10 protein-coding genes are annotated in these 12,572 nt (G+C 40.6%); 6 read left to right on the forward strand and 4 right to left on the reverse strand.

Features of this window, described 5'->3' with window-relative positions; translation table 11 throughout:
- Positions 1-26: 26 nt before the first annotated feature.
- From ACFPA1_RS05975 to plsY, 4 genes are all read right to left on the reverse strand, one after another.
- Positions 27-791, reverse strand: a complete 765-nt coding sequence (locus ACFPA1_RS05975) for a CPBP family intramembrane glutamic endopeptidase (RefSeq protein WP_378581705.1) — start codon at positions 789-791, stop codon at positions 27-29.
- Between the two features lie 43 nt (positions 792-834).
- On the reverse strand, positions 835-1,986 hold the full coding sequence (locus ACFPA1_RS05980; protein WP_378581706.1) for a CapA family protein: 1,152 nt from the start codon (positions 1,984-1,986) through the stop codon (positions 835-837).
- A 516-nt stretch (positions 1,987-2,502) separates the two neighbouring features.
- A complete protein-coding gene (locus ACFPA1_RS05985) occupies positions 2,503-2,673 on the reverse strand; it encodes a hypothetical protein (RefSeq protein ID WP_378581707.1) in 171 nt (56 codons plus the stop codon).
- A gap of 120 nt (positions 2,674-2,793) precedes the next feature.
- Positions 2,794-3,393: a glycerol-3-phosphate 1-O-acyltransferase PlsY gene (plsY, locus tag ACFPA1_RS05990; RefSeq protein WP_213140086.1), complete on the reverse strand. Its 600-nt coding sequence runs from the start codon at positions 3,391-3,393 to the stop codon at positions 2,794-2,796.
- A 163-nt stretch (positions 3,394-3,556) separates the two neighbouring features.
- Here plsY and ACFPA1_RS05995 point away from each other — a divergent pair, with 163 nt between their 5' ends.
- The 6 genes from ACFPA1_RS05995 (at position 3,557) to ACFPA1_RS06020 (ending at position 12,513) form a co-directional block, all read left to right on the forward strand.
- The gene (locus ACFPA1_RS05995; protein ID WP_378581708.1) at positions 3,557-5,296 is read left to right on the forward strand and encodes a glycosyl hydrolase family 18 protein; all 1,740 of its coding nucleotides are present in this window, start codon (positions 3,557-3,559) and stop codon (positions 5,294-5,296) included.
- A 234-nt stretch (positions 5,297-5,530) separates the two neighbouring features.
- Complete coding sequence (locus ACFPA1_RS06000; RefSeq protein ID WP_213140084.1) at positions 5,531-6,370, forward strand: sensor histidine kinase; 840 nt, start codon at positions 5,531-5,533, stop codon at positions 6,368-6,370.
- 168 nt (positions 6,371-6,538) lie between these two features.
- On the forward strand, positions 6,539-6,958 hold the full coding sequence (locus ACFPA1_RS06005; protein WP_213140083.1) for a CoA-binding protein: 420 nt from the start codon (positions 6,539-6,541) through the stop codon (positions 6,956-6,958).
- A 282-nt stretch (positions 6,959-7,240) separates the two neighbouring features.
- Positions 7,241-9,220: a DNA topoisomerase IV subunit B gene (gene parE, locus ACFPA1_RS06010; protein ID WP_213140082.1), complete on the forward strand. Its 1,980-nt coding sequence runs from the start codon at positions 7,241-7,243 to the stop codon at positions 9,218-9,220.
- Complete coding sequence (gene parC / locus ACFPA1_RS06015) at positions 9,217-11,655, forward strand: DNA topoisomerase IV subunit A (RefSeq protein ID WP_378581709.1); 2,439 nt, start codon at positions 9,217-9,219, stop codon at positions 11,653-11,655. The genes parE and parC overlap by 4 nt, the downstream gene beginning before the upstream one ends.
- A 99-nt stretch (positions 11,656-11,754) precedes the next feature.
- Complete coding sequence (locus tag ACFPA1_RS06020) at positions 11,755-12,513, forward strand: hypothetical protein (RefSeq protein ID WP_213140080.1); 759 nt, start codon at positions 11,755-11,757, stop codon at positions 12,511-12,513.
- Positions 12,514-12,572 lie beyond the last annotated feature (59 nt).

Consider the following 12,572-nt stretch of genomic DNA (forward strand, 5'->3'; position numbering starts at 1 on the left):
GGACTCGCCTATCAGCGAGTTTTCATTTATATAGGAAGCACCATCAACCCGCTGATCAGCAGGAGAGCGATTATCGATGCATGAATGAAGATGGAAGGATAGATACTTTTTGTTTTTACCGTAATAATAGCAAAAAGGAATCCGATTAAAATAAACAGGATGGTTAATGTGAAGGTTTGGCTAAATAATGAAGTGTTGAAGCCAAAGGCCATGCTTGTCATGATGACCCCTATTTTATTGCCTGCAGTGAGTCTAAAATGGGGAAGGAGAAGCCCTCTCCACAACACTTCCTGCAATACAGCATAGGTAATCGAGAACAATAGAATATATAAAAAGGACTGCCCATTGACGGGCATTTTGTTCATATATAAAAGGGTGGGAAAGCTTAATAAAATAATGATAGAAAGTATTATATAAAAAACTTGGGCGGATGAGGAAATAGATGGCCTCCCAAAGTAGATGGACATTTTTCGCTTAAATTTAATTAAAACATAGTGAATCATGAAGATTGGGATTAGCAATAAAAGTTGATTAAACATCACAAAAGAAAAGGCAGACAATCGAAAACGTTCAAGGAATTGACTGGCGTAACCGACCATCAGATTTCCAAGAAAAAACGTTATCAGGACCCATGTGAAAACTCTGCTTTCTTCCTTCAAAAAGGCAATGAACAGCAGCAATACAATCATACAAGCAAAAAATGGAGTAAATATGCCTCTTGTATAAAGAAAAGTCATGATCATAAATATAAAGCCTAAAATGATGCCAATGACATTTTTTTGCAGCACCATAAATCCCCCCATACGCCTTTTACTCAAACAAAAAGGCCCCGACCTATCGGAGCCATTGTACCATATGCTGCTGGATTTCTTGATATTTTTGCTCAGCTTTCGAAAGACCAAACGTCCCGGCTGTCTCAAGCGGCACCACACGATAATCTCGATTTGGATTCCTCGTTACAAATGTAGGATAAAATTTAGGATTTGAAAGTACAAGTGTACTTCCTTGTTCCGTCGTCTGCTTGGTAACCTCAACTTCGGCCATTCCGCCAATATCTTTATAATCACCGTATTGGGCGGAAATGAAATTGCCTAAAGAATAAACTACAAAGGTTTTTCTACCGTCTGGATTATTAATCCATTCCATCGGCTGAAGAACATGCGGGTGGGAGCCGAAGATGATATCGGCCCCTTCTCCTGCCAAAAATCGGGCCAGATCTTTTTGGTCGGTGGTCGGGATTCGCTGGTATTCATTACCCCAATGAATACTTACAACTACCACATCTGCATTATCTTTGGCACGATGAATTTCTTCTTGCATTTGATCACGGTTAATCAGGTTGACTAGATAGTCTTTTCCTCTTGGTACAGGTATTCCGTTGGTTCCGTATGTATAGGAGAGAAATGCGAGCTTAATCCCGTTTTTCTCAATAATTCTTAATGTTTCCCTATCCTTTTCATCGACAAAGCTGCCGACATAGGGGAGACCAATCGCATTTAGATAAGCCGCTTCCGACTGAATCCCTCGTTCACCCTTGTCCAATGAATGATTGTTTGCATTGGAGACGATATCAACACCGTTCATAGCTAATGCATCGGCAACCGAGTGTGGACTATTAAAGGTCGGATAACTGGAAAGTCCAAGTTCTGTGCCGCCAAGAACGCTTTCTTGATTGGCAGTAAGCACTTCAGGTTTTTCTAAAAGCGCTTTCACATTTTCGAACATTGGGTCGAAATTATAGCTCGCCCCGTTAAAGGCATCCTGATATACAGGGCTGTGGATTAGAATATCCCCGATGGCACCAACCGTTATTTTTTGTGTCAACGAATGCTGGAGGTTTTCCATGGGCCGGGACTTGTGAATTGTTGTTGCGTAAACTTTTGCGGTATGATTAGATTGGCTTTGTTGTTTAATCATGAGGACAGTGGCAAGGAGAGAACAGCCAATAATAATCAACAAGGACGGAATAATGGATTTTTTCATCATATTCTTCTCCTATTATTATTTTGGTTTAATTGTTCTGTGTATCTTTTTATTCTTTGATAATACTATAAATTATTATCTGGCAAATTAAAACATATTTTGACAACATTTTTTTTAACGAGGATGTGATTAAATTGTTTAAAGTAACGGAAGCGGCGTACCGAGTATTAATTAAAACCGTTAATAACGAGAAGAAAACGGTGGATGAGGAACTTTATCTGCGTTTAAGTATGGGAATTGGCTGAGGGGGGCCAAAGTTAAATCTGTCTCTGGAGGAGCGGAAAATTAAAGGAGACCTCACCTTTGAGTTTGAGGATCTGATTATAATCATTCATGAAAAGGATTTTGTGTATTTTGACCATACAAAGCTAGATTATGTTGAAGATGTAATGGGCAATAAAAAATTTCAATTGTTAAAGGTATAAATGAAAACTCGCCGATAGGACGAAGACAGAGGCGTAGTTGAATTTATGCGTTAGGAAAAAAAGGCGGGACCCTAAACGGGCTCCGCCTTCTTATTTAATCTTCTATTTCCTCAAAAAACTGGATTAATTCTTCAAAATTTCTTGTGACCTTGACGGGAGAACCTTCACTCGTTTCCCCGGATAAAAATTCAATTATAAACTCGTTTACGTCATTGCTATCGGAAACAACACTATTGTAAATATAGTCCTGGGCAGTTTTTTTCATCTTGTTTCCCTCCAGTCAGTAAGCTATCTTCCTATTTTTATTTTACTTTATAAAATTACTTACTGAATGGAAGGAATATGAAATTTATATGAAAATTTAAAAGGAACCAATGAGGTTCCTTTACAGCCATTTTATTTTCGGTTCTGTCTTATTCACGATTCTACGAATATTAGCACGGTGCCGGTAAATGACGAACGATGCCAACAGGGTGATTACGATAAGTAAAGGAATGTCCCATTTTTGTACGAACCCCATGGTAATGACATATATAATACCGATAATTCCAGCGATCATTGATGATAAAGAAACATATTTGCTAATGTAAAGACTTATAAAGAAAGCTGCTACCAGAGTCACGAACAAGATTGGGGCACTGAACAAAATGACGCCGCCAGATGTAGCAACCGCTTTACCACCCCGGAACCCCGCAAAGATGGGATATGTATGTCCAATAACAGCCAGTACTCCTGGAATCAGTGGGTTCATATCAACATGAATCAGATAGGGCAGTGCTGCTGCTAGGGTCCCTTTTAAAATGTCAGCAATGGTAACGGCTAATCCCGCTTTCACTCCAAGTGTTCGAAATGTATTGGTTCCCCCTAAATTGCCACTGCCATGCTGGCGAATATCGGTTTTATAAAAAACTTTCCCGACAATTAAGCCAGAGGGGATGGAGCCGAGCAGGTAAGCAAGGATTAGAACAACGATAATTTGAATCATTAACTATTTCTCCTCCAAAAAAAGAATCCAGTTCTTCTATTTTACCATGTTATTTTGAAAAAACACTATCTCTTAAATAGTTTATGAGTCAAAACTCCTATAAAAATGTCTTTCCATTTCATATGTCATACCGTACGATAGTATCTGGGGAGGAACAATATTTATGGCTCGAATAGAATATCAAAAAAGTAAGCCAATTTCACCAAAATGGCTGCTGGGAGGATTGGCAGGAAGCATTTTCCTGATTATTTCTTCGATTTTTTTATTTTTCTATCCTTTTGCATCAGAAGAGAAAAAGGTCTATTTTAACGGAAGCAGCCCTATTTTATTTAAAGGGGCACAGCAAGGCAATGCTTTAATTGAAGGGAACAATATATATGTTCCATTCCATTTTTTAAAAGAAAGTATGGACCACTCCATTACCTACGATGAAAAATCGAAATCCGTCATTATTACTACTAAAGATAAAGTCGTGCAAATGCCGACCGATTCGTTAACGTATTTTGTCAACGAAAAGCCTGTTTCTTTACAGCTTTCGCCTATCAAATCGATGGAAGGCGATATCTATCTGGCTCTTGACTCCATTCTTGCTTTTTACCCGATTCAGTATCATAGGCTTCCACAAACCGGTGCCATTTGGATTCAGCAAGACGGGGAAACATATCAAACTGGAAGAATTATAGATAAAGATATCAACGGGGAAAAGCTCAGGCTTCGGACAAAAGCTTCGTGGCAATCCCCTTATACTGCAGAAGTGAACCAAAAGGAAGCTGTTTCAATCGAGGGAGAAAAGGAAGATTTTTACCTTGTCAGGAAGGCTAACGGTATCGGCGGCTATATCAAAAAAGAGTATGTGAAAAAAGAGGAATCCGTGAAAATTTCGATTGTCCGTGAAAGTAAATCATTTCAACTGCCGAAAATAACCGGGCCAATCCATTTGACATGGGAAGCTGTTTATACAAAGAATCCAAATGCCGCTGCGATTCCTGAAATGGCTGGAATCAATGTGGTTTCTCCAACTTGGTTCTCATTGGCGGGAGAAGATGGTTCCATCAAAAACCTAGCATCATTGGAATATAGCAAGTGGGCCCAGGCAAAGGGATTCCATGTGTGGGGAGTGTTTTCTAATTCCTTTGACCCGGTATTAACAAACAAAGCTTTTAAGGATTTTGAAACCCGACAGAAGATCATTCGGCAATTGCTTTATTTCAGCCAAATGTATCAGCTGCAGGGAATCAATTTTGATATCGAAAATGTGAATCCTGAGGACGGACCAATGGTTACACAATTAATAAGGGAGGCAGCCCCATATTTGCATGAAGCGGGTTTAACTGTATCGATGGATATTACATTTTCCGCCGGTGAGAATAACAATTGGTCCTCTTTCTATGAAAGGTCAAAGCTTGCCGACATTGCGGATTATTTAATAATCATGGCCTATGATGAACATACCGCAGCTACCGGCCCTGGCAGTGTGGCGAGTCTTCCTTGGGTTGAGCGCAATTTGCAAAACCTGCTGACGGAGGTGCCGAAGGAGAAACTTATATTAGGAGTTCCACTGTACGCCCGGCTATGGAAAGAACAAATGAAAGCTGATGGTACGAAAGAGGTCATTGCTCAGGCGCTTTCTATGGAGAAGGTGAAGGCATGGCTGACCGAACGAGGATTGCAGCCTGCCTATGATGAGGAAAGCGGGCAAAATTATGCGGAATATTATGATGAAACAGAGAAGGCTAATTATAAAATTTGGATTGAAGATGAAATGTCCTTAAAGAAGCGGGCTGAGATGGCAGTGAAATATCAATTAGCCGGAGTCGGAAGCTGGTCAAGACTTTTCGCTGACCAAACGGCATGGACTGCTCTTAACACCCTTTCAGAAAAAAATATCACCAAAAACGAATAACCGGCATGTGCCGGTTTTTTGTTTTTTTATCCAATAAATTAGGGAGATTTAAAGGCAAATTCTTTACAGAAATATGGAGAATTTTCAAACCATTTGTTAATTCGTTGGAAGGTATGTATCTGTTTTTCTATAATTTAGCTAAAATAAATATAGAAACATAAAGAATAACCGGCCAATATTAATCCACTTGGTCGGTTTTATATATCTACCATGTTCACTAAGGGGTGAAAAAACATGAGGAATGAAAAGGAAAATACAAAATATCAAGAGCTGGCGGAAAAATATGAAGCAATCAACAAAATGTTAGAAAACCGGTTACAAGAGGAAATCGCCAAGAATAAGGAAAAAGATCTTATTTTAATCCAGCAAGCAAAAATGGCAGCGATGGGCGAAATGATTGCTGGCATCGGCGGCCAATGGCGCCAGCCTGTAAACAGTTTATTAATGTTAATCCAAGATATCAGAGCTGCCTTGGAATATGGTGAAATAAACGGTCAATACGTCGATCGATTTACGAGAGAAAGCATGATTCAGCTTGAAAATATGTCGAGGACATTTAATGATTTTCGGAAATTCTATAAGCCTAATCTTGAGAAAAATCTGTTCTCTGTCAGTGAAGCCATTGAGGATGCGTTGTCAATCTTTTCAATTTGTCTCAAAAACCACGGGATTCAAGTGGAATTTATGTACAGGGGACAGCAAATAGCTTACGGGTACCCAAATGATTTTAGTCAAATTGTCCTAAGTCTTTTAATGAATGCCAGGGACTCTTTCGTGGAGAAAGACATAAAGAACCGAAAAATTATCATAAAAATTTGCGAATCAGATAAGTGTATTACGGCAGAATTTAAAGATAACGCAGGGGGAATTGAACCTTTCTTGCTCGCTAAGGTATTTGACCCTTATTTCACATCGAGAAGACATGGAACTGGACTTGGGCTTTATATGTCTAAAACCATGCTGGAAAATATGAGCGGCAATATTTCTATTGAAAATAATGGTGAGGGGGTCAGTGTTTCCATTTCGGTCCCTAAGGTTACTTCCGCTGTCAGACCCGAACTGAACCCGATTTAAGTTGGCTTCCGATTCGTTGGAAGCTTTTTCATTTTATCTAATAAAAAAGTATAAGTGCAACTACGCCTCTGTCTTTGCTCTTAGGGGCTCGCCAATCGGCGAGTTTTCTTTATAATTATAGTAAATTAAGATACAATAAGAAAAACAAAGTTTGTAGGAGTGAAGGTAATGGCAGTAGAATATCCAAGCCTTGAAGAAATGGGTGCTATATTAAAAAAAGCGAAAAGGATTGCTGTGGTAGGTTTAAGCGATAAACCTGACAGGACTTCTTATCAAGTGTCCGAGGTCATGCAAAAGGCGGGATACGAGATCATCCCCGTAAACCCGACAATCGATGAGGTGCTCGGTGTAAAGGCTGTAAAATCATTAAAGGATATTGAGGGCCATGTAGATATTGTCAATGTTTTCCGCCGCTCCGAACAATTATTCGATGTGGCAAAGGAATTTGTTGAAATCGATGCCGACGTATTTTGGGCCCAGCAAGGACTCGAGAATGAAGAAGCCTATCAATTTTTAAAGGAAAAGGGCTACACCGTCATTATGGACCGCTGCATTAAGGTTATCCATGCTTTAACAAGATCAAGATAACATGAAAAAAAGCTGCTAACGATACTGGCAGCTTTTTATTTTTTCTGTCCAAAATATAGGGGAATTAACCGTTCGAAAGACGATTGTTTAAAATTACTTATTTGCTAAATCGAAATAAATCGCTAAAATAAAGCATAGACGCCAAATGAACTTATGGTAAAATTAAGTAATGAAACGTTTGTTCTATTATTGTTTACGGAAAGAAAAATACATTTTTTATAGATAGCAGGAATGTGTTTTTAGAATTGTTTTCTTTTTGTAGGGATGAAAGGGGTATTTTTAGTGGCAAGAAATCAACAAGCTTTTGAATACAATGATGATGCCATACAGGTACTAGAGGGACTAGAAGCAGTCAGAAAGCGTCCTGGAATGTACATTGGCAGCACCGATTCACGAGGACTGCATCATCTCGTCTATGAGATTGTCGATAACGCTGTCGATGAAGCGCTTGCAGGCTTCGGTGAACACATCATTGTCAAAATACACAAAGATAATTCGATCAGTGTCGTCGATAAAGGCCGCGGGATGCCGACGGGTATGCATAAAATGGGGAAACCGACACCGGAGGTAATCTTAACAGTACTGCATGCCGGGGGAAAATTCGGCCAAGGCGGATATAAAACAAGCGGCGGTTTGCACGGTGTTGGTGCTTCTGTCGTTAATGCATTGTCAGAATGGTTAATCGTAACCATTAAGAGAGACGGCTTTGTTTATGAACAGCGTTTTGAGAATGGCGGTAAGCCTGTTACAACACTCGAAAAGATCGGCAAAACCAACCAAAGCGGAACAACGATCCATTTTAAGCCTGACACCACAATCTTTTCGACTACCACTTATAATTTTGAAACATTGGGTGAACGATTACGAGAATCTGCCTTTTTATTAAAAGGCTTAAAAATAGAAATCATCGATGATCGAAACAATCTTCATGAGGTTTTCCATTACGAAAATGGAATAGAGGCTTTTGTTGCCTATTTAAACGAGGAGAAGGATTCTCTTCATCCTGTATTCAGCTTTGAAGGCACGCATAATGGCATTGAAGTCGATTTCGCCTTCCAATTTAATGATGGCTATTCTGAAAATGTTCTGTCATTCGTCAACAATGTCCGCACAAAGGATGGCGGTACCCACGAGGTTGGTGCTAAAACAGCGATGACGAGGGTATTCAACGATTATGCGCGCAAGGTTGGTTTGCTGAAGGAAAAGGATAAAAATCTTGATGGTGCCGATATTCGTGAAGGATTATCCGCGATTGTTTCCGTTCGTATCCCTGAAGAGCTATTGCAATTTGAGGGTCAGACAAAAGGGAAATTAGGGACAAGCGAAGCACGGTCGGCTGTTGATTCTGTTGTTTCCGAGCATCTTTCTTACTTTTTGGAAGAAAATCCGGACATCAGTTCCCTGCTTGTTAAAAAGTCGATTAAAGCCTATCAGGCACGGGAAGCGGCCAGAAAAGCGCGTGAAGATGCCCGAAGCGGGAAAAAGCGCAAGCGCACTGAAACAGTATTGTCAGGGAAATTGACACCTGCCCAATCACGCAACCCGCAAAAAAATGAACTCTACTTGGTGGAGGGTGATTCCGCCGGGGGATCAGCAAAGCAAGGCCGCGACCGCCGTTTCCAGGCTGTATTGCCGTTAAGAGGTAAGGTTATTAACACAGAAAAGGCCAAGCTTTCCGACATTTTTAAGAATGAAGAGATTAACACGATTATTTATGCTATTGGCGGCGGAGTCGGTTCTGATTTCAATATTGAAGATATCAACTACGACAAAATCATTATTATGACAGACGCTGATACGGACGGAGCGCATATCCAGGTTCTTTTGCTGACGTTCTTTTACCGCTATATGAAGCCGCTTGTAGAAGCGGGCCGAGTGTTCATCGCCCTTCCGCCGCTCTTTAAAGTCAGCCGCGGCACAGGCAAGAAAGAAATCATCGAGTATGCCTGGAATGAAGATGAACTGCAGACAGCCATCAAAAAGGTTGGCAGAGGTTATATTATTCAGCGTTATAAAGGTCTTGGCGAAATGAATGCCGACCAGCTTTGGGAAACAACGATGGACCCAGAAACTAGGACCCTGATTCGTGTGAAAATTGACGATGCTGCTCGTGCAGAACGCCGGATCACCACGCTAATGGGCGATAAAGTTGAACCGCGCCGCAAATGGATTGAAAGTAACGTCGCGTTCGGATTGGAAGAAGACGATACGATTTTAGAAAATGAAAATATCTCTGTTGCAGATGAGGGGGTTGAAGGATGAGTGCAAGTGAAAAATTCCGCGACTTACCTCTAGAGGACGTCCTTGGCGACCGTTTTGGCCGCTATAGTAAATACATTATTCAGGACCGCGCTTTGCCAGATGCTAGAGACGGTTTAAAGCCGGTTCAGAGAAGAATTTTATATGCCATGCATGTCGAGGGCAATACCCATGACAAAGGCTTCCGGAAAGCCGCCAAAACCGTTGGTAATGTTATTGGTAACTACCACCCTCATGGCGATTCGTCTGTTTATGAAGCGATGGTGCGGATGAGCCAGGACTGGAAGGTTCGAAATGTCCTGGTAGAAATGCATGGAAATAACGGTAGTGTTGACGGGGATCCACCGGCAGCGATGCGTTATACTGAGGCGCGGCTTTCGGCAATTGCTGCTGAACTATTGCGTGATATCGAAAAAGATACTGTTGATTTGATTCCTAACTTTGATGATACATCTAAGGAACCAACCGTTTTGCCGGCAGCGTTCCCGAACCTGCTCGTAAACGGATCAACAGGGATTTCAGCCGGTTATGCGACTGATATTCCGCCGCACCACCTGGGTGAGGTCATTGACGGTGTCATCATGCAAATGGATAACCCAGCCATCACGGTCGATGAATTAATGACAGTAATAAAAGGACCGGATTTTCCAACCGGCGGAATTATCCAAGGGATCGACGGGATTAAAAAAGCTTATGAAACTGGTAAAGGAAAAACCATCGTTCGCGGGAAAGCGGAAATTGAAGATGTCCGCGGCGGCCGACAGCAAATCGTAGTCACGGAAATTCCATACGAGATCAATAAAGCCAATCTCGTGAAAAAAATCGATGAATTCCGCCTCGACCGGAAAGTCGAAGGAATCTCAGAAGTTCGTGATGAAACAGACCGAACCGGCCTTAGAATCGTCATAGAACTTAAAAAAGATGCCGATGCAGCAGGAGTTTTGAACTATTTATATAAAAACAGCGACCTGCAAATTTCCTACAGCTTTAACATGGTCGCCATCCATAATAGACGGCCAAAACAAATGGGGCTTCGCGAACTGCTGGACGCCTATATTCAACATCAAAAAGAAGTCGTGACAAGAAGAACAACATTTGATTTAAACAAAGCAAGAGACCGTCAGCATATTGTTGAAGGCTTAATGAAGGCCTTATCCATACTTGATGAAGTGATCGCTACGATTCGGGCATCAAAAGATAAGCGTGATGCAAAAGATAACTTAATTGCGAAATACGCGTTCACAGAGCTTCAGTCAGAAGCAATTGTCTCTTTACAGCTTTATCGCTTAACAAATACCGACATTACGGCTTTAAGAAATGAAGCAGAAGAATTGGCCAAAAAAATCGAAGAACTGACTAGCATATTAGAAAGCGAGAAAAAGCTTCTTTCCGTTATTAAAAAAGAGTTAAAAGAAGTGAAAAAACGCTTTGCTGATGAACGCCGTTCGAAAATTGAAGCAGAAATTCAAGAGCTGAAAATCAACCTAGAAGTTATGGTGCCGAGTGAAGATGTCATTGTGACGGTTACTGAACATGGCTATGTCAAACGGACAAGCCAGCGTTCTTATGCCGCTTCCAACGGTCAGGATTTTGCCATGAAGGAATCAGACCGAATCTTAGCGCAGCTTGATATGAATACCCAGGATGTTCTGCTCCTATTCACGAATAAAGGGAATTACTTATATTGCCCAGTTCATGAACTTCCTGATATCCGCTGGAAGGACATGGGTCAGCACATCGCGAACATTATTCCAATTGACCGCGATGAAGATATTGTCCAAGCCATACCAGTAAAGGATTTTGAGACAAACGCGTTCCTTGTCTTTATCACCAGAAACGGTATGGTTAAGAAAACCGAACTAAAGCAATATCATGCCCAGCGCTATTCCAAACCGCTGGTGGGCGTGAATCTGAAAGATAATGATCAGGTAATTGATGTCCATTTAACAGATGGTACAAAGGAAATATTCCTGGTATCACATTTAGGTTATGCCTTATGGTTTGACGAGGAAGAAGTAAGCATTGTTGGACAGCGGGCCGCCGGGGTGAAAGGAATAAATCTGAAAGATGGCGATTACGTGGTTGGCGGTCAGGTGCTTGATCCAAACAGTACCGAATCCATTGTCGTGGCCACCCAGCGCGGTGCATTGAAACGAATGAAACTACGTGAATTTGATAAAGCATCCCGAGCAAAAAGGGGCGTTGTGATTCTTCGTGAACTAAAAGCCAATCCTCACCGAATAATGGGCTATGTTGCTGCTAAGGATCAGGATGAAATATTTATACTGACAGATAAAGGCTATATTGAGACAATAAAAACTTCAGACATAAAATTTAGTGACCGCTACTCCAATGGCTCTTTCATTCTAGATGAAGGAGTAAATGGAAAGGTGACAAGAGTTTGGAAGGTCGAAGGTAAAGAAATCCCAGCTGAATAAGATTTTCATAAGGACCCTCTTAAAAAAGAGGGTTCCTTTTTTCATCTTTTTTCCATTCTTGGGCATACTAACTAATAATCAGTATGGGGAGGGATTAAAATGAAAAAAGAAACGCTTTTAGCTGTTTTTGCTTTTTTTATGGTTTCGCTTTCTGCCATTACAGTTGTTTATGCCATTGAAGAAAAAGCAAAAGTGATTACGATATCGAAAGAGGAAGAAGATATCACAGGTGATGGAAAAAACGAGGTTATCCAATTAAAGGGGGAACCCTACCAGGATGATGAAAATAGTTACCTAAAAGAAATTTTCATCGAAATAAATACTTCAAATGGGAAAAATACGACAATTCCATTGGAAAGTGGAGCAAAAGCAGCCTTGCAGCTGGCGGATATTAATCATGATGGTGTTAAGGATGTATTTGCCACTGTATATACTGGCGGCAGCGGCGGTATCGTCGATACATTTTTATTTACGCTTAAAGATTTTCAAAAAAAAGATCTAACAGCCTCTGAGCCTCTTGATATGGAAACTCATTTTTTAGATGGCTATAAAGCAGAAATCAAAATTATCGCTACAGGTAAATCCTATCTTTTCGACCTAAGAGATCGAAAGGATTATTATAAAAAAATGGGGCTTTATCGAAAAGGAAAACTGAATGAACCAACCGAATTAATGGTGAATCCTTTTAACAGTCTTGAACCTATCCAATTAGATGGGGGAAAATTGGGGTTAAAAGGTATTCAAAGAGTTACCGGAATTGCGAATGCAGATACCATTGCATTTGTGGAGTCTATCTGGTCCTACTCAGATGGAAAATGGAAATTAGTTAAGGTAGAAGTAAAAAAAGAAGAGGTTTAGGATAAAAACACAGGAAACCCCTGTGTTTTTTGATTGACCGAAAAATTGTATACGAATTA

Source organism: Neobacillus sp. GCM10023253 (assembly GCF_042653105.1).
GTDB lineage: Bacteria > Bacillota > Bacilli > Bacillales > Cytobacillaceae > Neobacillus > Neobacillus citreus.